Origin of the sequence: Klebsiella sp. Shm-1, assembly GCF_040804525.1 — a bacterium.
GTDB classification, from domain to species: domain Bacteria; phylum Pseudomonadota; class Gammaproteobacteria; order Enterobacterales; family Enterobacteriaceae; genus Klebsiella; species Klebsiella pneumoniae.
In genome coordinates this window covers 3467585-3489118 of sequence record NZ_CP161823.1, presented here as the reverse complement: position 1 = coordinate 3489118, position 21534 = coordinate 3467585, and the positions used below count along the sequence as shown (strand labels likewise).

15 protein-coding genes and 4 pseudogenes are annotated in these 21534 nt (G+C 56.8%); 9 read left to right on the top strand and 10 right to left on the bottom strand.

The genetic code is table 11. The features are described 5' to 3' along the window. Positions 1-3 precede the first annotated feature (3 nt). Entirely contained in the window at positions 4-1683 is a 1680-nt protein-coding gene (gene dgcQ, locus AB1E37_RS17190) for a cellulose biosynthesis regulator diguanylate cyclase DgcQ (protein WP_004899213.1), read from the top strand. A 299-nt stretch (positions 1684-1982) separates the two neighbouring features. On the opposite strand, the gene AB1E37_RS17185 is transcribed toward dgcQ, so the two are convergent. After that, a complete protein-coding gene (locus tag AB1E37_RS17185) occupies positions 1983-2204 on the bottom strand; it encodes a YodD family protein (protein WP_004899210.1) in 222 nt (73 codons plus the stop codon). Between the two features lie 133 nt (positions 2205-2337). Here AB1E37_RS17185 and dsrB point away from each other — a divergent pair, with 133 nt between their 5' ends. Beyond that, a complete protein-coding gene (dsrB, locus tag AB1E37_RS17180; RefSeq protein WP_002911586.1) occupies positions 2338-2529 on the top strand; it encodes a protein DsrB in 192 nt (63 codons plus the stop codon). A 32-nt stretch (positions 2530-2561) separates the two neighbouring features. Here the strand turns inward: dsrB and rcsA are convergent, their stop codons facing one another. Beyond that, complete coding sequence (gene rcsA, locus AB1E37_RS17175; protein WP_004180447.1) at positions 2562-3185, bottom strand: transcriptional regulator RcsA; 624 nt, start codon at positions 3183-3185, stop codon at positions 2562-2564. 372 nt (positions 3186-3557) lie between these two features. On the opposite strand from rcsA, the gene yedD reads away from it, so the two are divergent. After that, positions 3558-3992 carry a lipoprotein YedD gene (yedD, locus tag AB1E37_RS17170; protein ID WP_284302526.1) on the top strand — a complete coding sequence of 145 codons (435 nt, stop codon included), beginning with the start codon at positions 3558-3560 and terminating at the stop codon, positions 3990-3992. 41 nt (positions 3993-4033) lie between these two features. Here yedD and amyA read toward each other — a convergent pair whose 3' ends face one another. The 3 genes and pseudogenes from amyA to mntS all read right to left on the bottom strand — a co-directional run bounded on the left by amyA (position 4034) and on the right by mntS (position 6758). Next, entirely contained in the window at positions 4034-5521 is a 1488-nt protein-coding gene (gene amyA / locus AB1E37_RS17165; RefSeq protein WP_004899206.1) for an alpha-amylase, read from the bottom strand. Between the two features lie 78 nt (positions 5522-5599). Then, positions 5600-6372: pseudogene (locus AB1E37_RS17160) on the bottom strand (sulfatase-like hydrolase/transferase); the annotation flags it as partial. 260 nt (positions 6373-6632) lie between these two features. Further along, positions 6633-6758: a manganase accumulation protein MntS gene (gene mntS, locus AB1E37_RS17155; RefSeq protein ID WP_002895851.1), complete on the bottom strand. Its 126-nt coding sequence runs from the start codon at positions 6756-6758 to the stop codon at positions 6633-6635. Between the two features lie 185 nt (positions 6759-6943). On the opposite strand from mntS, the gene mntR reads away from it, so the two are divergent. The 4 genes and pseudogenes from mntR (at position 6944) to AB1E37_RS17135 (ending at position 10858) form a co-directional block, all read left to right on the top strand. Then, complete coding sequence (gene mntR / locus AB1E37_RS17150; RefSeq protein WP_004176765.1) at positions 6944-7417, top strand: manganese-binding transcriptional regulator MntR; 474 nt, start codon at positions 6944-6946, stop codon at positions 7415-7417. After that, on the top strand, positions 7414-8526 hold the full coding sequence (locus AB1E37_RS17145; protein ID WP_002895863.1) for an anion transporter: 1113 nt from the start codon (positions 7414-7416) through the stop codon (positions 8524-8526). The genes mntR and AB1E37_RS17145 overlap by 4 nt, the downstream gene beginning before the upstream one ends. A 169-nt stretch (positions 8527-8695) precedes the next feature. Next, complete coding sequence (locus AB1E37_RS17140; RefSeq protein WP_117116858.1) at positions 8696-10072, top strand: glycoside hydrolase family 1 protein; 1377 nt, start codon at positions 8696-8698, stop codon at positions 10070-10072. Positions 10073-10140: 68 nt separating this feature from the next. Further along, positions 10141-10858 (top strand): annotated as a pseudogene (locus AB1E37_RS17135) (GntR family transcriptional regulator). A 144-nt stretch (positions 10859-11002) separates the two neighbouring features. Here AB1E37_RS17135 and ldtB read toward each other — a convergent pair. Further along, positions 11003-11917, bottom strand: coding sequence for a L,D-transpeptidase (gene ldtB, locus AB1E37_RS17130; RefSeq protein ID WP_002895871.1), 915 nt, complete (start codon positions 11915-11917; stop codon positions 11003-11005). Between the two features lie 200 nt (positions 11918-12117). Next, positions 12118-13033, bottom strand: a pseudogene (locus AB1E37_RS17125) (tyrosine-protein phosphatase). A 48-nt stretch (positions 13034-13081) separates the two neighbouring features. On the opposite strand from AB1E37_RS17125, the gene AB1E37_RS17120 reads away from it, so the two are divergent. Then, positions 13082-14674: an ABC-F family ATPase gene (locus AB1E37_RS17120; RefSeq protein WP_002895876.1), complete on the top strand. Its 1593-nt coding sequence runs from the start codon at positions 13082-13084 to the stop codon at positions 14672-14674. 533 nt (positions 14675-15207) lie between these two features. Here AB1E37_RS17120 and AB1E37_RS17115 read toward each other — a convergent pair. Next, on the bottom strand, positions 15208-17571 hold the full coding sequence (locus AB1E37_RS17115) for a glycoside hydrolase family 31 protein (protein ID WP_004223816.1): 2364 nt from the start codon (positions 17569-17571) through the stop codon (positions 15208-15210). Between the two features lie 15 nt (positions 17572-17586). Next, positions 17587-18888 carry an MFS transporter gene (locus AB1E37_RS17110; protein ID WP_004223819.1) on the bottom strand — a complete coding sequence of 434 codons (1302 nt, stop codon included), beginning with the start codon at positions 18886-18888 and terminating at the stop codon, positions 17587-17589. A 242-nt stretch (positions 18889-19130) separates the two neighbouring features. On the opposite strand from AB1E37_RS17110, the gene AB1E37_RS17105 reads away from it, so the two are divergent. Next, positions 19131-20264: a LacI family DNA-binding transcriptional regulator gene (locus AB1E37_RS17105; RefSeq protein ID WP_367777087.1), complete on the top strand. Its 1134-nt coding sequence runs from the start codon at positions 19131-19133 to the stop codon at positions 20262-20264. On the opposite strand, the pseudogene AB1E37_RS17100 reads toward AB1E37_RS17105, so the two are convergent. Then, a pseudogene (locus tag AB1E37_RS17100) lies at positions 20261-21525 on the bottom strand (DUF1479 domain-containing protein). The gene AB1E37_RS17105 and the pseudogene AB1E37_RS17100 sit on opposite strands and share 4 nt — an antisense overlap. Positions 21526-21534: the final 9 nt, after the last annotated feature.

Sequence of the window (21534 nt, the reverse complement as noted above, 5' to 3'; positions counted from 1 at the left end):
AAGATGGATAAGCCACTGCGGTTGAAGTTAAAAAAGTGCTACCACCTGGCTCGCCCGGCGCATGTGGTTAACGCTTGTTTTATCGCAGTGCTGTTTTTCTCCACGCTGCTGATCTGGCGTGAAATCAATGTCCTGGAAGAGGCCTACGTGGCCAACCAGCGTAACAATCTGGCTAACGTCGCTCATGAAATGGATGGGCTGTTGCAGTTCAACATCGACAGAATGATGTTTTTTCGCCATGGGATGCAGGCGGCGCTCGAACAGCCGCTTGATATCGATGTATTGCGTAAGGCCAGCCAACGCTATCTGAGCCAGCGCCATCAGCAGGCCTGGCGGGTGGCGCTACCGAATCGGCGTACGCTGCCGGTGTTTGGCATCTCAGGCAGCGTCGCTGGTCACAACCCTATCCTGCTGGTGGACGATCCGCTGGCGGCTGATGAACTAATGGCGACGCTCGAGCTGGGTTATCTGCTAAATCTGACGCAGCACGATCGCGATTTCGCCGAGCGGATGCAGTATATCTCTCGTAGCGGCTTTTTTACCTCGACCCTGCCGCTGCGGGATGAGTCGCAGGTGATAACGCACTATTCCCAAGCCCTCGGCGCTCCGTGGTTTACCCGCCAGACCCAGCGAAATAATCCGGGGCGAGGCGTTATCTGGCAAACCTTTCCTGACGATGACCCGCAGCTGGAAGAGCAGGTGGTCACCGCTTCGATACCGTTGGATTTTGCCGGTTACTGGCGCGGCGTGCTGGCGATGGATTTCTCAGTCAGTGAAATCAAAGCGTTTTTGGTTAGCGCCATGCAGGGGGGACAAGAGGGAGAGTACCAACTTTATGATAGCCATTTGAACCTGCTGGCTTCTTCCACGCCGGGGAATGTCCTGACCCTGCTGTCGCCGCGCGAGCAGGAGCTGCTGAGCCGCGCGTTTGTCCATGATAACCAGGGAGGGCTGCGTCTGCTGACGCGCTATATCAGCTGGGCCAAACTGCGCAATTTTGACGGCGTGCTGCTGCGGATCCACACTCTGCGGGAAGGCGTCCGCGGGAACTTTGGCACCATCACCATCGCCCTGACCCTGATGTGGGTCCTCTTCACCTTGATGCTGTTGCTCTCCTGGCTGGTGATCCGCAGCATGGTCCGCAACATGAGCGTTCTGCAAACCTCTCTGGAGTGGCAGGCATGGCATGATGCCTTGACCCGCCTGCTCAATCGCGGGGCGCTGTTTGAACAGGCGATGGCGGTAGCCAGCGACTGCCAGCGCAGCGGACGGCCGCTGGCGGTGATCCAACTCGATCTGGAGCATTTTAAGCACATCAACGATCGCTATGGTCATCAGGCGGGGGACAGGGTGCTGTCGATGGTGGCCAGTACGCTGTCCAGCGCGGTTCGGCAGGGCGATCTGCTGGGCAGAGTGGGCGGAGAAGAGTTTTGTATCGTGATGCCGAATACCACCCTGCAGGAAGCGGCGGCGGTGGCGGAGCGATTGCGCCAGCGTATCCAGGGACGGGAAGTCTTTTTGCATAACAACGTGACGCTGCGGGTTAGCGCCTCGTTAGGGGTGAGCGCCAGCGAAGAGCGGGGGGAGTATCAGTTTGAAGCGCTGCAGTCGGTGGCCGATGGGCGACTCTATCTGGCCAAGCAAAATGGGCGTAACCAGGTCTGTTTTCGCAGCGCAGCGTGAGTAAAACGTTTCGATGCCGATTGGCAAAATGAGAATTATCTTAAAGTGATCGCAGGCGTTCGCGCTATCGAATGAAACCGGTTTGCAGCTAAGCCTTCTCACATCAGCCTTGCAGCCCGATAAGTCACCAGGCGCCAACATTCTCAATATTTTGCGTCATGAATATCTCTTGTCATGCAAAATAATTGAGGATAATGTTTCAACGCATCGGATTTCCCGGTGTAACGAATTTTCAAGTGCTTCTTGCATTAGCAAGTTTGATCCCGACTCCTGCGAGTCGGGATTTTTTTCGCCTGCCGCTAACGGTTGGCTTCACTGGCGCTGAAATCGTGAATATCGAGTTCGAATGCCTCCGCCAGCTCACGCCAGGTATGTGACCCGCGGCCATCAATGCTGGCGCGCTGCGGGTCGTCCAGCGTGCGATGGACTTCGCTTTCGCTGATCTCATTAATTGCCGCCAGCAGGGCATCTACGTTGACGTCAAGGTCGTCCCCGCTCTGGCCTGTTAATTGGTGCTTCATCATTACCCCCTCGCTGAGCGTCGCTCAAGCCTCTCTAAGTATAGTCGGTCTAAAAAAGCGCCAGTCACGTGCCGCGACGCTGCGAGTTGCGTGGTTTTGTTCTACACTGGCTGAAAATATAGAGGAGATGATTATGCAGGTGAACGATCGTGTCACGGTGAAGACCGACGGTGGCCCACGTCGATCGGGGGTAGTGCTGGCGATTGAGTCGTTTAGTGAAGGAACGATGTATCTGGTTTCACTGGAAGACTATCCTCTGGGGATCTGGTTTTTTAATGAAATAGGCCACCCGGATGGGATTTTCGTGGAAAAAGAGGTCTCGTAAAACTGAACTGGCGGGAGCGCCGCCAGTTTGTTTCAGCGCATATTTACCTGAATACCGGAGGTGATGTTTTCGGTCAGCCGAACGATATGATAAATCACCTGCTTATTATGCGTTTGTATTTTCTTTTTAATATTGCCTTTATGCGACGATACCGTCTTCGCTTTGATGTTCATTTGCGTTGAGATTTGCGAAGTACCATGCCCGGCCATCCACATTTGCAGCATATTTGATTCTGTTTTACTCAGTGACAATGTCGGTAAAGTTAACTGCCCTACACTGGTGTTTTTGTATTTAAGATAATTAACCAGAATAACATCAAGGTCTTTTGGGGTTATCGATTTTGAACTGATTAGCAGATTCTTCCGTACCCGCAAATAGCGGTCAAAATGGATGTTCGCCAGCGACATAAAGATAACAAACAGCGTCGCCGGGTTTTGCGTAATGATCTGGCGAATAATGCCATTACTTTCATCATCATGCACGAAACAGTCTTCATTCAGAAACACCACCGCCGGGCAACACGACGTACAGTGTTTCTGCAGATCCGCAGCATTGTTGACCTCAACGATTTCCTGTTTTTTAATTCCCCGACTGGTCAGATATCCCGTCAATCCCAACCGGGTATAGCTGCACAAATCCATAATCATCGTTGACATGACCCATCCTCAATCAACACGTAACGATATACACTTCGCACTGGCTGTGCGAAGCAGTCCTTGCGGGCGATAATAATAGTAGGTTTAGAAAGAACCCATTAGCTCCATTAAACTATTCCGCATCTATGCATATAATTTGCCAGGAAAACTCTTAAAGTAAAGTCAAGAACCGGTAGTGTGACCGAATTAAAAACAAAAAGTGCCCATAGATGCTATGGTTACGCGCCCAGTATTATTTTACTTTCAGAATTTCCTTACTTCAAATGAAACCCACGTTAGCGGTTGCTGGCTTGCTCGCTTATCCCTTTGCGGTGGGGGTGGAAGGCTTAACGCTTTAATGCCACAATACTTTTTTATCGGCTTGTGGGATGAATGATGAAAAAGTTATTTTTTGCTGGCATGGTGGTGGCGCTGGCCGGTTGCGTACAGGTTGATCGTTATGAGGACGTGGTTAAAGCGCCGGCGCCGGCTGTCCTTGCAGGTTTCTGGCAAACGAAAGGGCCGCAGAGCGCGATGATGAGTCCTGACGCCATTGCCAGCCTGATTGTCACCAAAGAAGGGGACACCTTCGACTGCCGCCAGTGGCAGCGCGTGATTGCGCAGCCGGGGAAACTGATGAATCGTGACAGTGAGATTTACAACGTGACCGCTTCCCTGGACATCTATCCTGTCGAGCGCGAGGGCAACACGATCTCCTACGATCGGATGACGTTGTCCCGTGTTGAACGTCTCACTCCGGAGTGCGAGAAGGCGTGGGTCAAAGCGCGAGCGACGGGGCCCGTCAGCGCGCCGGCCTCGACGCGCTGAGATTTTGGCGGGCCATAGCTGGCCCGCCCGGCGTCAGGGAACTACAGCACCTCCTCTAATACCCACACGCTCACGCTCCCCCCGTTACAAGTAAAGGTCGCGCAGCCTTCGCCATCGGTTTCGACAATCTCTTCCCGGTTACCGAGAAAATCCCGCCAGCGTTTGTAGCCATAGTTTTCGCCCAGCGTCAGCGTCTTTTCGCCCTCATCGCCATTGGACATGATCACCACGCAGCCTGGATCGTCGTCAGTACCGCTACGACTAAAGGCGATGCAGTTAGGATGATCGAACCAAAGGGTTTGCACGCCATGGGCAAAACGCTGACGGGCGTCGATCAGCTCGTGGAGTTGTTCGATAACGGGCATCTCAATGGCATATGTCTCTCCGTCGCCGCCGGTATCCTCATAGGAAGCGCCGAAGAGATCGGCATAAAAGACCGAGGGCACGCCATTCTCCCGCAGCAGGATCAGCGCATAGGCGAGGGGCTTGAACCAGGGTTCAACCGGCGCCTCGAGGGCCTGCAGCGGCTGCGTATCATGATTGGTGACCAGAGTGACGGCATGGAAAGGGTCGGCTTCGACCAGCGTCCCGCTGAAAATCTGGCTCATGTCATAATCGCGGCCCTGGCGCGACGCTTCATGAAATTTCATCTGCAGTGGGGCATCAAACAGCATCGTTTTGCCCTCGACCAGGTCGATATACTGCTGGAGCTTCTCCACTTCATGGGACCAGTATTCCGCTACAATAAACAGCGGCTGCGGGGCCACCTCCTGAACATGCTCGATCCACGCTTTATAAAACCAGGCGGGGATATGCTTGACCGCGTCAAGACGAAAACCGTCGCAGCCGGTCTGCTCCATTACCCAGCGCGCCCAGTATTTGATCTCCTCGGTCACTGCATGATTGCGGAAATCGATATTGGCGCCCATCAGATAGTCAAAGTTGCCGAGCTCATCATCGACCTGTTCATTCCAGCCTTCGCCGGTGTAATCGTTGACGATTTTAAACACACCGTCTTCCGTCGGGTTCTCGATGTGGTCAATGCCGCTAAAACATTTGTAGTCCCAGACAAACTGCGAATACTGTCCGGCGCGCACCGGGAAGGTGTAGCGCGTCCATGCCTCGCACTCAATGATCTCCTCGTCAATTTGCGTACGATCCTGCTCATCGACGCGCTGAACGCGCAGAGCCTCTTTTTCATCAGCGCCCATTTTATGGTTGACCACCACATCCAGCAGTACGGCGATATTGTGCTCCTTCAGGGCGTTGATCGCCGCCAGCAACTGCGCTTTGTCGCCATATTTGGTGGCGACAGACCCTTTTTGATCAAACTCGCCGAGGTCAAAGAGATCGTAGGTATCATAGCCGACGGAGTAACCGCCCGAGGCGCCTTTGTAGGCGGGTGGCAACCAGACCATATTGATGCCGATTTCATTCAGGCTGGGCGCCAGCGCTTCGACCTCAGGCCACAGCTCGCCGCCGGTGGGGTAGTACCAGTGAAAACATTGCAATAAGGTGGGGTTTTTCATCTTCCATGCTCCAGACGTCAACAGGCTGACCTTTGCAGTATGGGAGATATCCAATAAAGAAGAAATACGATTTCTCCAGGCGATGTAATTGTTAAACAGATAACCGTTTACCGAGCTGGCAAACGGCGTGTTGTCCCAATGGCCACCGAAAGCGCCGAGGGCATCGCGGCGCGCGCTTTCACCGATCACCACCACATAGAGATGGTATTTTGGCTTTACCGCCAGCACGTGCCAGCTGTCTTTCATGCCAGCCAGCTGCGCCATCCGCGCCTGTTCGCTTCCAGCACCTCGTTGTTATTCACCACCACGTCTTTAACAAAACGAAAGGCCGGATAACCGGTGTCAATCACTTTGAATACCACCGCCCCAGGCAAGGTTTTGCACCGGCTGGAGAAAGAAGATCCCGATGCTGAACAACAGGCCCAGCGTATCCATTTTTCCCCAGCGTGATGGCTCAACGATCCTACGACGAACCGCAATGACCCCGAGAGCGAAGATGAAGACCAGCCAGCAGATAGTTGTACCACGGAAGATGGTCAGGATTTCCGTAGACTCTTCCACGTTGGTGGCGTGCAGCGCCAGCAGAGTGTTGAAGTTGGGGGCACCGTAGGCCTGGCCAAAGGGATAGTACAGAGCCGCCAGCAGGGAATAGGCGCCGACCACGCTTTCTGGACGCGCGGAAAGGCGCGCCACAGCAGATGTAACACGCAGGTAAATGCCACGGTATAAAGCAGGCTAAATTCATAGCCCCGCCAGGTTAATTAACAGCGACTGTAAAAGTAGAATCCCGTCCATGGGTTCAGTGCCAGTCGGCGGGCGACCAGCGTATCTTTCAGGGTGGTGACATTCATAGTAAACAATCAACATGCGCATCCCCTGGCGTCAAGGGGTAAAACCTGCTGGACAGTGCGTGAAGAGGGTCTCTGCGAGCCGCGAATGTGGCAGGGCTGTGCAAAGATAGGGCTTGTAAATGGTAAGGTCAACCAGACATAACAGATTGTTTTGCGAGGGCGCTTACAAAACTTGAAAAAAGGTCAGGGAAACGGGGGGAACCGGTCATTTTACCGGCAGAAAATGACAGAAAAATGAAGCGGCGTACCGCGACGCCGCCTTAGGAATTGGGTTTGCCCTGCTGCGGTTTACCGTTGATCATCTCGCACAGCATACCGATCAGCATTAATCGTACTTTAAAGGGTGAATGGCTAAACACGTTTATGCACCTCTTGAATTCATTCATCTGCTCTCCTCCTGCCAGTTCGCTCCGTCATTCCCTGATGGATGTTTGCATTATATACAGATATAGCACAGGCTATATTTTATAGCTATGGCTAAAACGTTAATTTTTTGTGCTCTTGGCGCAATCCATTACAATGTGGATCTTTTTATACGATGCTTGACGCGTCACACGAATGAGGAAGCACAATGAACCGTCGCGCAGGTAAGCCAATAACAAAAAAAGTGACGCAGTTAGTGAATGTTGAAGAGCACGTGGAAGGGTTTCGCCAGGTGCGGGAAGCGCATCGCCGCGAGCTGATCGATGACTATGTGGAGCTGATCTCCGATCTGATCAACGAAGTGGGCGAGGCGCGCCAGGTGGATATGGCCGCGCGTCTTGGCGTTTCGCAACCTACGGTCGCTAAAATGCTCAAACGCCTGGCCAGCGTCGGTCTTATTGAACAGATCCCCTGGCGCGGGATCTTCTTAACCCCGGAAGGTGAGAAGCTAGCCCAGGAGAGCCGCGAGCGCCATCAAATCGTGGAGAACTTCCTGCTGGCGATCGGCGTCAGCCCGGAGATTGCCCGACGTGATGCGGAAGGGATGGAGCATCACGTGAGCGAAGAGACGCTGGCGATGTTCCTGAAATTTACCCAAACACAGGGATCTCAGGAAGCATGACTCTTCCCTTCGTCCAGTCGCTGCTGCGCGATCGTTTTCTCCATTTGCTGCTGATTATCGCCTGCGTGCTCAGCGCCATCGTGCCGTTTGTCCCGGCAAGCTGGCCGGCGGCCATTGACTGGCATACCATCGTCACGCTTAGCGGCCTGATGTTGTTGACTAAGGGGATCGAACTGAGCGGCTATTTTGACGTGCTGGGCCGAAAAATGGCCCGCCGCTTTGTGACTGAGCGCCAGCTGGCCATCTTTATGGTGCTGGCGGCGGCGCTGTTGTCTACCTTTCTTACCAACGACGTTGCGCTGTTTATTGTGGTGCCGTTGACGCTGACGCTAAAAAAATGGTGCGCCATCCCGGTGAACCGGCTGATTATTTTCGAAGCGTTGGCGGTGAACGCCGGTTCGCTGCTGACGCCGATCGGCAACCCGCAGAATATTTTGCTGTGGGGACGATCCGGCCTCTCTTTCTTCGGGTTTATCGGTCAGATGCTGCCTCTGGCAGCGGCGATGATGCTGACCCTGCTGGCGCTGTGCTGGTTCTGTTTTCCGGCGAAGCGGCTCAGTTACCAGAGCAGCGACAGGGCGCCGTCATGGCAACCCAAGCTCGTCTGGAGCTGTCTGGGACTGTATGTGGTGTTTCTGACGGCGCTGGAGATGAATCAGGCCCTGTGGGGGCTGGCGCTCGTGCTGCTGGGCTTCCTGGTGCTGGCCCGGGCGGTGATCGTCCATGTCGACTGGTCGCTGTTGCTGGTGTTTATGGTGATGTTTATTGACGTCCATCTGCTGACCCAGCTTCCGGCGCTGCACCAGGTGCTGAGCGGGGTGGGGACCCTCTCCGGCGGTGGACTGTGGCTTACTGCTATTGGCCTGTCGCAGGTGATCAGTAATGTGCCCTCGACTATTCTGTTGCTCAACTATGTCCCGCCGTCGATACTGCTCGCCTGGGCGGTTAACGTGGGCGGCTTTGGCCTGCTGCCGGGCTCGCTGGCCAATATTATCGCCCTGCGTATGGCCAGCGATCGGCGCATCTGGTGGCGCTTCCATCTCTACTCCATTCCAATGCTGCTATGGGCGGCACTCAGCGGCTACTGGCTCTTCAAACTCAGCGCCTGATCTCAACATAATCGCGCCATCATTCACATCGATCGCCAGGATCGCCTTTCGGGGCGATCTTTTTTTGTCCGGCTCACAGAAACCGATCCCGGCCTTTGCTTACCTTTTCACTTTCCGGTATATGACTAGTCATTATGTTTAAATGGCTAGTCATATACCGAGGCGCAGCATGAAGAACAGACTACCGGCAGATTTTTTATGGGGAAATTCCGTCTCCAGCATGCAGACGGAGGGGGAGTGGAACGAGGGTGGCAAGGGGATGTCGGTGTATGATATCCGTCAACCGGCGGAGTTCGCCTCCGACTGGAAGGTGGCGACCGACTCTTATCATCGTTATCGGGAAGATTTCGATTTGATGCAGGATCTGGGCATGAACTGCTACCGTTTTCAGATCGCCTGGAGCCGGGTGTGCCCTGACGGAGATGGCGAATTCAATGAACAGGGGATCGCCTTCTACCATCAATTTATAGATGAACTGCTCGCCCGCGGCATTGAGCCGATGATCTGCCTGTACCACTTCGATATGCCGCTGTCGCTGGCGGAGCGCTACAATGGTTTTACCGACCGCCGGGTGATGGACGCTTTTATCCGCTACGGCCAGAAGATGATCGCCTGCTATGGCGACAAGGTGAAATACTGGCTCACCTTTAATGAGCAGAATCTGTACCATTCGCCGGAAGCGTTTCTGATTTCCGGCTATCTGCAGGGGGAGAAGACCCTGCGCGAACTGTATCTGATCCAGCATCATGTGATGATGGCGCACGTCCATCTAACTCACTATCTGCACCAGACGAAGCCGCAGTGTCTGATGGGCGGAATGCTGGCTCACGCTCTGGTCTATCCGGCTACCTGCAAACCACGCGATATCCTCTGCGCCCAGCAGCTGGATGAGTTCTTAAACCAGAACCTGCTGCGCGCATACGCGGGTGAGGGTTATAGCCCGGAGGTGATGCATTTTGTCGCCGCGGAAGGGTTCGATGATATCTATCGTCCGGAGGATCTCGCCCTGATGGCGACGGTGAAGGTCGATTATCTGGCGTTCAGCTATTACGCCAGCCGCACATTGAACAGCGACGCGATCCCGCCGGGAACGGCGGTCAACAACTATATGCTGTTTGGCAACCAGGATAACCCGTTCCTGAAAGCGACGGAATGGAACTGGCAGATTGATCCGCTGGGCTTCCGGACGATCATCACTCGTTACTATAACGATTGGCGCCTGCCGGTGTTCCCGATTGAAAACGGCATCGGGGTGATTGAGTCCTGGGACGGCGAACATCCCATTGCCGATGATTACCGCATCGCTTACCATCGCGACCATATCAACGCCATGAAAGCGGCCATCTTTGAGGATGGGGCGCAGGTGATCGGCTATCTCGGCTGGGGATTAATCGATATCCTGAGCTCACAGGGCGATATGCGTAAGCGCTACGGCGTGGTGTACGTCAATCGCGAAAACCATGACCTCAAGGACCTGCGGCGGGTGCCGAAGAAGAGCTATGCATGGCTGAAGCAGGTGTTCCGCAGCAACGGCGAAGCGATGTAACGCTGCCCTGGCGGTCAGATGGTGTATCCAGCCCGCCAGCCACTCACTGAATGGATAAGGACCGGGAAATGACGGTGAAGTATCTGCAAATCGCGCGGGAAATAAAAAAAACGCATCATCAGCCAGCAGTATCCTGCCAGCGCGCCGCTACCCGACCAGTTTGCGCTGGCGGCGGAGTTCAGCACCAGCCGGATGACCATCCAGCAGGCGATGCGCCAGTTAATCGTCGAAGGGCTGATCTATACCCGAAAAGGGCAGGGCACCTTTGTGCGGAAAAATTTCCTTCAGCTGTCGCAGTGGGAGCTGCCCGGCAGCGACTATTTCGGCGCCACCAAAACCTGGGAGCATCTTGGCGAGGTGCAAAGCGAAGTGGTGCGCTTTGCGGTGCGCTTTCCCAGCGACAAGGAGCAAAGTTCGCTGCTTATCGACGCCGATGCCCCGGTGTATGACTTTGTTCGCCTGCGGCTGCTCAACGGCGAGCCGGTATCGCTGGATCTGACGGTCATGCCGGTGGGGCTGGTGCCGGGGTTAACCAAAAGCCATCTGGAAGGTTCCGTGTTTCGCTATGTGCAGGAGACGCTGGGGCTGAAGCTGATGGGATCTTACCGCGTGGTGCGGGCGATGAAGCCCGGGGAACTGGATAAACAGCATCTTCACTGCGAACCGACCGATCCGGTGCTGGAGGTGGAGCAGGTTATCTATCTGGAGGATGGCACGCCGCTGGAGTACGCCCACTGCCATTATCGCTACGATCACGGCGGGATTATTCTGGTGAATAACGGCTAGGCCGGGGCTCCTGCTGGCGGCTGCGCATAGCGGGGTTACGGCGTGGTAGGGTTTGGTAGCCCGGGCGAGCGTTAGCCGCCTCGAGGGAAAATGCCGATAAAAAACGGCGGGCATCAGGCCCGCCGTTTTTCTTGTCAGCACAATTTAGTTCAGACGCACCGGCATACCGGAGCGGTTCTGGATAGCCTGCTCAACCACGTTCTGATCGACATCAGACTGGCTGGTAACTGCCTGCACCGGCTGAGTCAGGGTGATCGGCACGATCTCGCCGCCCTGGAACTGCGCTTCGGTGGTCGACAGCGGGTTGTGCACCTCGATGTAACGGCTGCCGTCCGGCTCGGTGGTCGCTTTTACCGGCTCATCGATAAACTGTACGCGGGTGCCGACCGGCACGTTCTCAAACAGGAATTTGATGTCATCGTTACGCAGACGCACGCAGCCGTGGCTCACGCGCAGGCCGATACCGAAGTTAGCGTTGGTGCCGTGGATGGCGTACAGACGGCCGATATACAGCGCGTACAGCCCCATCGGGTTATCCGGACCGGCCGGTACGACGGCGGGCAGCGGGTTGCCGGCGGCGGCGTATTCAGCATGCATTTTGGCGGTCGGTGTCCAGGTCGGGCCGGCCTTCTTGCGTTCGACTTTGGTGGTCCAGTTGATCGGCGTATCTTTACCTAACTGGCCGATGCCGATCGGCAGAACGATCACGGTATTGGTGCCTTTCGGGTAGTAGTACAGACGCATTTCCGCGCTGTTGATAATGATCCCTTCATGCACGGTATCCGGCAGAATCAGCTGCTGAGGGATGTTCAGGACGCTACCGCCCTTCGGCAGGTAAGTATCCACCCCCGGGTTGGCTTCCAGCATGTTGGAAAGCCCCATCTGATATTTCGCCGCGAAGTATTCCAGCGGCTGTTTGTTATCATCCGGAATGGTAATGACCTGATTCTGACCAACCAAACGGCTGCCATCGGTTGGCAAAGGATAGGTGACAGCAGACGCTGTATTGCAAAAGCCTACGATGGCGAAGGCTGCCGCTAAGAGTGTAGATAATTTCATAGTCTTTAATGTCGTGTGCGAAATCAACGCCACACAGGCCTTTGTTAATGATTGAGACAGTAGATGGGAGCGCATTATATGTGCATTCCGCTGAACAGGTAAATCAGATGTGTACGAAATCACATTTTTTTCCCTGTCGCCTCGGCTGCCGCGGTCCGGCAGGCGGCCGAAGCATCGCTCGCCGCGCGGGTAAAGGGCAGTTACTCTTCCAGCAGCCGGGCCTGCAGCGCGGCGCGAACCGGCGCGGTAAGCTGGTACTCTGCCGCCAGCCAGGCGTCGACGGTGCCATAGCGCTGGTGAATAGCCGACAGCGCGGCGGCGAGATAGGACTCTTTTACCGTCAGAATATCCGCCAGGCTTTGGCGCCCCTGGGCAGTGAGGTCGTTGCCGAGCAGCTCCAACATCCAGGCCTCCACCTGCGTCAGCATGCCGTGGGTAAGGAGATACTCCTCCATCACCGTTTCGCTGTCGCAGCCGACGGCGAACAGCGTTAACGCGCAGCCGACGCCGGTGCGATCTTTGCCGACCGCGCAGTGTTGCAGTAAAGCGCCTTCAAAAGGCGTGGTCAGCCAGGCGGCGAGCTGGCGATAGGCCGGGTTGTTAAACGGCAGCTGGCGGTAGAGTTGCAGCATAAACTGCTCGCCGTTCAGCGCGTTAAGGGTGGCGGCATTCAGCTCGGTGACCTTCGCATTAACCTCGCTCACCGGCGGATTGGCCGGCGCGTTAAGATAATGGGTAAGCGGGCTAAGCTTGTCCGGAGTACGGGCTACCTCTCCGGGGTCGCGATAGTCGAGCACCCGGCTGAGCGGCAAAGTATCGAGGTGGTTGAGATCCTCCGCCGTTAACCGGTTTAGCGCGCCGGATCGCAATAGCTTGCCGCTGCGGACGCGGCGTCCATCGGCGGCAAGCTGGCCGCCCAGGTCGCGAAAATTGACGCCGCCCTGCAGGGATAAAAAAGCCGGGTGTCGCGATAGGCTGCTGGTCATGGGACTCCTTATAAATACGTACAGAATAACCGTTTGAGCGCGGGTTTCCGGCTCATCTGACAAAGACCTTAGCACAAGCGCCTCGGTGGAATTTACCGCAGGCCGTGAAAAGTGTGTCATTTGCTGGCATAATGTCTGCTGTATCACACCCCTCATACTCTTTTTTCAGGATATCCCCGTGCTAGTATCCAGCAACGTTACCATGCAGTTTGGCAGTAAGCCGCTGTTCGAAAATATCTCCGTTAAATTTGGCGGCGGCAACCGTTATGGTCTGATCGGCGCCAACGGCAGCGGTAAATCGACCTTTATGAAGATCCTCGGCGGCGATCTCGAACCGACGCTGGGCAACGTTTCTCTCGACCCGAACGAGCGCATCGGTAAGCTGCGTCAGGATCAGTTCGCCTTTGAAGCGTTCACCGTGCTGGATACGGTCATCATGGGCCACGGCGAGCTGTGGGAAGTGAAGCAGGAGCGCGATCGCATCTACGCCCTCGCTGAGATGAGCGAAGAAGATGGCTACAAAGTGGCCGACCTGGAAGTCAAATATGGCGAAATGGACGGCTACTCGGCGGAAGCGCGCGCCGGCGAACTGCTGCTCGGCGTCGGCATTCCGGTTGAACAGCATTATGGCCCGATGAGCGAAGTCGCGCCGGGCTGGAAGCTGCGCGTCCTGCTGGCGCAGGCGCTGTTTTCCAATCCGGATATCCTGCTGCTCGATGAACCGACCAACAACCTGGACATCGACACCATTCGCTGGCTGGAGCAGACGCTGAACGATCGCGACAGCACCATGATTATCATTTCGCACGACCGTCACTTCCTGAACATGGTCTGCACCCACATGGCGGATCTCGACTACGGCGAGCTGCGCGTGTATCCGGGCAACTACGACGAATACATGACCGCGGCCACCCAGGCGCGTGAGCGTCTGCTGGCGGACAACGCCAAGAAAAAAGCGCAGATTGCGGACCTGCAGTCGTTCGTTAGCCGCTTCAGCGCCAACGCCTCTAAATCGCGTCAGGCCACCTCGCGCGCGCGCCAGATTGACAAAATCAAGCTGGAAGAGGTTAAAGCCTCCAGCCGTCAGAACCCATTTATCCGCTTCGAGCAGGATAAGAAACTGTTCCGTAACGCGCTGGAAGTGGAAGCCCTTACCAAAGGCTTTGATGAAGGTCCGCTGTTCAAAAACGTCAACCTGCTGCTGGAAGTGGGCGAAAAGATCGCCATTCTGGGCGCCAACGGCGTGGGTAAATCCACCATGCTGAAAACCCTGGTAGGCGAACTGCAGCCGGACAACGGCAGCGTGAAATGGTCTGAAAACGCGCAAATCGGCTACTACGCGCAGGACCATGAGTACGAGTTCGAAAACGACCTGACGGTCTTCGAATGGATGAGCCAGTGGAAGCAGGAAGGCGACGACGAGCAGGCAGTACGCAGCATCCTCGGCCGTCTGCTGTTTAGCCAGGACGATATCAAAAAGCCGGCGAAGGTACTTTCCGGTGGCGAGAAAGGACGCATGCTGTTCGGTAAGCTGATGATGCAGAAGCCAAACATCCTGGTGATGGACGAACCGACCAACCACCTGGATATGGAGTCGATTGAATCGCTGAACATGGCGCTGGAGATGTATCAGGGCACCCTGATCTTTGTCTCCCACGACCGTGAGTTTGTCAGCTCGCTGGCGACCCGCGTCCTGGAGATCACTCCGGACCGCGTGATCGACTTCAGCGGCAACTACGAAGACTACCTGCGCAGCAAAGGTATCGAGTAATCCCTGTCCGTTACCCGGGTAGCGGCTACGCCTTACCCGGGCGACACGCGGTGCCGTTTTTTTGTCGGGTGGCGGCTAACGCCTTACCCGACCTACGGTTCTTGCGACCTGCCTTTAATGTCTTCACCGCGCTGGCTGAAACTGCCGGTGTTGGTGGCCTCAAAATCGCTGAGACGTTCCCGGAAGGCCGGGGCAGCCCGCATGGATGCGGGCTGAGGGCCGTGTTTTGCACGGACGCTGCCTCGGCCCGACCCGAAGCCTGCAGGGATAAGTCGAAGGTACCACGAAGTGGCGATATTGGCGGCCAGAGCCCGGGGGTACAGGGGCGGCGGCGACTGGCCGCCCCCTGTACGCTCCCGGCGCCATGAGAGACATAACGCAGAAGAAATATCGGGAGCGCAATCTGCTCTGAAATAATAAAAAAGAACTGTTTTTCCCGGACCAAAACCGTTGCAAACCGAGAACAGTAACCAAGGTCCGTACGGCCTGCTTTTAATTTATTCACCATGCTGGCTGAAACTACCGGCCTATGGTCAGAACCTCCACTCCGTTCCTTCAACGCCATTCACCAGCAGCTTACGCTTTTCTCCTACCGGTAATGACAGCTTCAGCGCTTTCCACGCCGGGCGATAGTTGCCGCGGGCGTTGATATCCAGGTTTATGCTGCTGGCGCTGCAGGTCATTTCCCACTCCAGCCATAGCGCATCCCCCTGTTTATAGCCCCAGCTTTCGCCGTCGTCTTCAAACAGCAGACCGCGGGTTGAGCCGGTACCTTTCAGCGGGAACAGCTGCAGTTCGCGACGATCGTCTTTTTGCGCATCGACATGGCTGATACGTTCACTAAGCGGCAGACCAGCGCCGGCGCGGACCAACAGCGGCAGTTTTTCCAGCGGCGCGTCCAGCGTCACCCACTGGCCGCCGGCGAACCACTGATGGCTGTAGAAATCGTACCAACCGGCCTGATTATCCGGCAGCCATACTTCACGCTGGCGGGCGCCCGGCTCGACCACGCTGGCCACCAGCAGGTCGCGGCCCAGCAGGAAGTCATCGCATTCGGCGAAGGTCTGCGCATCGTGCTGGTGATCGAGGAAGGTCGGGCGGAGCATCGGCTCATCATCAGCATGCGCCTGCCATAGCAGAGTGTACAGATAGGGCAGCAGGCGGTAGCGCAGCTCAATGGCTGAGCGGATCGCCGGAGTGATGGCCGGATACATCCATGCTTCGTTTACCGTCTGGTCGTCATTCCACGAGTGAATGGTAAAGCGCGGATGCATGACGCCATTTTGTACCCAGCGCACAAACAGTTCCGGCTCGGGTTTATCGCCGGAGAAACCGCCGACGTCGTGGCCGACGTTATACAGCCCGGAAAGGCTCATCCCCAAGCCCATGCGGATGTTATAGCGCAGCGTATCCCAGTTGGTTCGGTTGTCGCCGCTCCAGGTCTGGACGTAGCGCTGCATCCCGGCGCAGCCGGAGCGGGAGATCAGATATGGGCGCTTTTGCGGCGCAAAGCGCTGCTGGGCTTCCAGCGAGGCGCGCATCATCAACAGCGGCATCACCGGGCGAATATGTTTGATGGCGATTTCGCGGCCAAAGCCGTAGCAGCGGGCTTCGCCGTCCCATACTTCGTATTCGTTATTATCGTTCCAGGTCGAATCGATGCCCATCTCCAGTAGCTGGGTGGTCACGCCTTCCTGCCACCAGGCCACGGTTTGCGGATTGGTGAAATCGAGATGCGACCCTTCATCATCCCAGAAGCTGGAACGCTCCGGAGCGTCAGTTTGCGAATCGCGAATGAAGAGACCGCGCTCCGCCACCTCGCCGTAGCGCGGGTGATCCTGCAGCAGGCACGGTTTGATATTGGCGGCCAGCTTCAGCCCGGCATCGTGAAACGACTGGCTCATCACTTTGGGCTGCGGCACCTTGTCGTAGTTCCAGTTAAAGACGTAGCGCTTGCCGTTGATTGAGGTATAGCCGGAAGAGAGCTGGAACGAATCGCAGGGGATCGCGTGCTGCTCGCACAGGCGGATAAAGTTCATCAGCTGATTTTGCGCATCCGGCGCGTCGGTATAGTGCATGGTGGAGCCGCTGTAGCCGAGGCTCCATTTGGGTCCAAACAGCGTTTTACCGGTCAGGCGAACGAAGGCTTTGGTCACATCCAGCACCTGCTTACCGGTAAACAGGTAATAATCGATGTCGCCGGCTTCCGCCTGCCAGCGGCGATAGGCGGTGTGGTAGTTGTCGATCTCGTTCCCCAGATCCAGCCAGCAGCTGCTCAGGTTGTCATAGAACAGGCCGTAGCTGATATCGCTGCGCTGGGTGATGGTGAACGGAATATGTTTATACAGCGGGTCAGTGCTGACGGCGTTGTAGCCCATGGCATCGAGGTTACGCATCTCATAGCGTTTACCGGTGCGCTGCAGGTCGCCGGCCTTTTCGCCCAGGCCGTAAAAACGCTCGTCTTTGCGGCGGCTCAGATAATGGGCGACGCCGTCGCCGTGGGCATTCGCCAGGTAGGCGCTGGTCGGACGGTCATTGGCAAGCGGCTGCCATTCGCCGGCCTCGTCGCGATAGCTCCACTCCAGCCACAGCGGCTGGTGAACGGTGACGCGCAGCTGGCGGGTGGCGATAGTCAGCGTATCGCCCTCCTGGGCCAGCTGCCAGGCCGGGAGACTAAAACCGCTGAGGTCATCCCGGGCGCGGCCTTCCCACGGCACATCCTGCTGCGGAGCGATGCTCCAGGTGCGATCCAGCGCCAGCTGGCCCTGGCGTTTTAGCAGGACGCGGAACAAATTCTCTTCCAGTACGTACAGGCACAGGGTGTGCTGGCCATCGACCGTCAGTTCAACGTGATGCTTCAGCTGTTGATGCAAACTCCAGTGTTTCAGCGTCTTCATATCTTACATCCACTCTCAGGCGCGCTTGGCGCGACGTTCAGCAATAAATGCCACCAGGAAAACGGCGCCAATCAGGTCAAAGAAACCCATGGCGATGAATAGCGGGTTGAAGCCGATTTTGTCGGCGGTCACCCCGATTAATAACGAGAACAAGAAGCTGGCGATCCACGCTGCGGAGCCGCGCATACCGTTGACCGTCGCCATTTGTCCCTTGTCGAAAGACTCCACCACCAGCGCGCTGAGCATGCAGGAGATGATCTGATGGCCGAAGCCGCCAATGGAGATCAGGATGATGGTGATATAGGGATCGCGGATGATGGCGACGAGGGCCAGGGAGAGCATCAGGAACGCGCCGGTTACCGAGCTGGCGATCACCGAGTTCACTCGCGTACAGCCGAACCAGCGAACATACAGGCGGGTGAGGTAGCCGCTGACCACGCTGCCGAGATCGGCGGCGAGAAACGGCAGCCAGGCGAACATGGCGATCTGCTTCAAATCCATGCCGTGCTCTTTCGCCAGGTACAGCGGCACCCAGAAACTCAGCACCGCCCAGGCGGGCTCGGCCATAAAGGCGGGAATGGCGATCCCGTAGAAACGTTTATTTTTCGAGACGGTTTTGAGCGCGGTAAAGAAGGGCTGTTTTACCGGCGGGGCTTCGTTATCCTGTTTGATGTACTCCAGCTCGCTTTTGCTGAGATTGGGGTGCTTTTCCGGGGTCTGATAGAAGGCCCACCATAGTACTACCCACAGTAGTGCCAGCGCGCCGGTAAACATAAACGCCCCTTGCCAGCCGAAGGAGGCGTGGGCGAAGTAGATGATCGGCGGGGCCAGCATCGCGCCGATGGAGAACCCAACGCCAGCCCAGCCGGCGGCAATCGGGCGTTCAGATTTCGGAAACCATTCGCCGATGGTTTTGGCGTTGGCCGGAGTAGCGGCCGCCTCGGCCCCACCCATAAAGAAGCGCAACATAGCCAGGTGCAGCCAGCTACCGGCCCCGGCGTGGGCGATACAGGCCAGCGCCCACAGGGTGGCGCAGATCATAAAGCCAAGCTTCAGGCCGATGACGTCGATAAGCCAGCCGCACAGCGGCTGGAAAATCGTGTAAGCCAGCTGAAACGCGCCGACGATCCACGAGTATTGTTCGGTAGTAATGCCGAGGGTCGCTTTCAGTTCCGGCGCGATAATTCCCAGCGAGTTGCGTGTGATGTAGTTGACGGTAACGCCAAGTAAAAACAGGACCAGCACCCACCAGCGCAGGTTTTTCACTACCCGGCGCGTTTTGCTGACGGCGATATCATTGTTGAGGCCTTGACTCATAGCACACTCCACAAGACGTTTGTAGGGGGAAAGTGACGGTCTCACTCCCTGAGTGGTCACGTAGATTTATTAACTATTTGAATAGTCTATTTTTTATCTCAGCATCATTGGTATAACTAGTATGGGAGATGTTGGACCAATTCAGGCTAGGGCAGAAAAATCGTCTGGCAAAGCGCTATTTATGCAAGTTTTTTCATGAAATGAGCGAGATCGCATATTTGACAGCGGAATTTGCTTGTAACGTGTGCTTTGGCGATTATGAAAATTCTTTCATTTTTCAATCGGAGCTGGATCACAAAATGGATAAAAAGCTGCGCGTCGCCGAAATTGCCGCCCGCACCGGGCTATCGCCCAGCACCGTTTCACGCGTCCTGGCCGGGAAAGCGAATACCAGCGACAAGGCGCGCCGGGCGGTGCTGGACTGCGCCCGCGAGCTGGGTGTCATGCAGGGGTTGGCCGCCGGGCGTCTGCTGCTCAATCATCTGCTGGTGTTTGCCCCCCCGCAGCGCGCATTCGATGAGCGATCGGATATCTTCTACTACCGGGTGATCCAGAGCATCAATAACGCGCTGGCGGCGCATGAAGTGCGCCTGCGCTACTGCGCGCTGGATGAGAACGACAGCGACGCCAACCTGTTTCTTGCCCGCATGAATGAACCTGAGACCCAGGCCGCGGTGCTGCTGGGGATCGACGATCCGCATATTCATGGCCTGGCGGCGGATCTGGGCAAACCCTGCGTATTGATCAACTGTCGGGATGAAGGGATGCGGCTGCCGTCCATCGCTCCCGATCATCGGCTGATCGGCCAGTGCGCGGCCCGCTATCTGTTTGATATGGGGCATCGGGCGGTGATGAACGTGATGTGCCTGCGCCGCTATACCATGGAGCTGCGGCTGGGGGGGATTCAGGAGGCGTGGCGCGCGCGTAATCTGCGCTTTACCGCCAGCCGGGATCTTATCAGCGTCGCCAACTTTAGCGCCAGAGAGACGGAAGAGCAGGTGGGCGCCTGGCTTGACGGCTTACAGGGCAGGCCGTTGCCCACCGCCTTCCTGGTGGGCGGCGATTTTATGGCCGCCGGCACCGTCAGCGCATTGCAAAAGCGTGGCCTGCGGGTGCCGCAGGATGTCTCGGTGATGAGCATTGACGGATTTAATCTGGCGGCGATTCAGGAGGTGCCGCTGACCGCGGTGCATGTGCCGCGGGATGAGCTGGGCAGCGAGGCGGTGCATCTCCTGCAGCAGCGCCTGCTGCGCCCGGAGGCGCCGCACGGCTCGCTACTGCTGCATGGCACGCTGGTGGTACGCGATTCGGTACGGCGGATCCGGCCGGGCAAAGGCCATACCGCCGTCGAGCCGCAGGGGCTGTATGACGATTAGACCGGCATACCCAGCGCCCGTTTGCCGTGGATATTCAGATCCTCCAGGGTGAAGCGCCCCTGCCAGCTGGCTTCATAGTCCTCGCGCGGGAAATCCCCCGGCGAGGCGCCTTTTTCCAGGGCGATTTTCACTTTCTGCGCGTAGGCGAGGTTCTTCTCGCACATCGGCGCGGCCGGAATGTACATCACATTTCCCCAGCCCTGCTGATTTTCCACTGGCGCCACCGAGTGAATGATGTCGCAGTGCCACCAGACGGAGTCCCCGGCATTCAGCGCTGGAATCGAGCTTAACGCTTTAATCAAGAGCGGGTGCCACTGCTCAGAGATCGGCAGCACTCTGCCCGGCGCGACGCCGCACAGCTCATCTTCCGGCACATCGTCGAGCAGGGGGCGCAGCAGCACATAAGCCATCGCCTCCGGGATCGGCACCACGTGCAGCAGCCCCTGACCCGGGATCATGTCCGACAGCGCGGTCCAGCCCTGGAAGGTGCGGAACACCGAGCATTTGGTGGTGTTGTCGACGGTATACTCTTCCACTTCGGTACGGTGCGCGGCGTCCCACGGGTCGTAGGCGTCGATATTGCCATTAAAAACGTTGGCGAAAACCTGCTGATAGGCGGAAGCAGCCAGCGCTCCAGCGCGCCGGAATCGGTATGCGCCCCCAGCCCCTTCGAAGTGGTTCCCGGCGGGCGGCGGCGGATGCGGTCGGGATAGATCACGCTGACGTCCGGATCGAACCAGCGTTTGCCATTCTGTTCAAAACGCCACAGGCGGTTGAGAAAAGATTGCACTGCCGCCATTTCATCGCTCTGCCGCGCCTGCATTTGCGAGGGCGACCAGTAGATCGGGTAGATCTCCGGGCGCGAAGCCTCCAGCGAACCGAAGAAGCTGTCGCCAGGCCCTTTGTAAACATCGTCGAAATGGTTGCGATCCAGATATTCCAGCATCGCGGTATCCCACGCCAGCGCCTGTTCGCGTGGGAAATGGCCTTTAATCACCGCGCAGCCCCGGCGCTTAATGGCCGCGCGCTGCTCATCGCTCACTGTTCCTTCGGCGATATCGCGAAACGGAATGGTTGGCCAGACCTCCTGGCCTGCGGCTTTCAGTGTCTCAATCTCCTGCAGCCGCTCGCTGATGCGCGCTGAGAGCTTATCGAACACCGCCTGGACGTCGCCAATTTGCGCCCGCAGGGCCTGTTTCATCTGGCGAATCGCCGCTTTGTGATCGGCGGGAAGTGTTTCGTGGGTCGGGAGAGCAGCCATAATAACCTC

Coding starts and splice junctions, on each gene's coding strand:
- dgcQ (WP_004899213.1), top strand. CDS start 4: ATGGATAAGCCACTGCGGTTGAAGTTAAAAAAGTGCTACCACCTGGCT.
- AB1E37_RS17185 (WP_004899210.1), bottom strand. CDS start 2,204: ATGAAGCACCAATTAACAGGCCAGAGCGGGGACGACCTTGACGTCAAC.
- dsrB (WP_002911586.1), top strand. CDS start 2,338: ATGCAGGTGAACGATCGTGTCACGGTGAAGACCGACGGTGGCCCACGT.
- rcsA (WP_004180447.1), bottom strand. CDS start 3,185: ATGTCAACGATGATTATGGATTTGTGCAGCTATACCCGGTTGGGATTG.
- yedD (WP_284302526.1), top strand. CDS start 3,558: ATGATGAAAAAGTTATTTTTTGCTGGCATGGTGGTGGCGCTGGCCGGT.
- amyA (WP_004899206.1), bottom strand. CDS start 5,521: ATGAAAAACCCCACCTTATTGCAATGTTTTCACTGGTACTACCCCACC.
- mntS (WP_002895851.1), bottom strand. CDS start 6,758: ATGAATGAATTCAAGAGGTGCATAAACGTGTTTAGCCATTCACCCTTT.
- mntR (WP_004176765.1), top strand. CDS start 6,944: ATGAACCGTCGCGCAGGTAAGCCAATAACAAAAAAAGTGACGCAGTTA.
- AB1E37_RS17145 (WP_002895863.1), top strand. CDS start 7,414: ATGACTCTTCCCTTCGTCCAGTCGCTGCTGCGCGATCGTTTTCTCCAT.
- AB1E37_RS17140 (WP_117116858.1), top strand. CDS start 8,696: ATGAAGAACAGACTACCGGCAGATTTTTTATGGGGAAATTCCGTCTCC.
- ldtB (WP_002895871.1), bottom strand. CDS start 11,917: ATGAAATTATCTACACTCTTAGCGGCAGCCTTCGCCATCGTAGGCTTT.
- AB1E37_RS17115 (WP_004223816.1), bottom strand. CDS start 17,571: ATGAAGACGCTGAAACACTGGAGTTTGCATCAACAGCTGAAGCATCAC.
- AB1E37_RS17110 (WP_004223819.1), bottom strand. CDS start 18,888: ATGAGTCAAGGCCTCAACAATGATATCGCCGTCAGCAAAACGCGCCGG.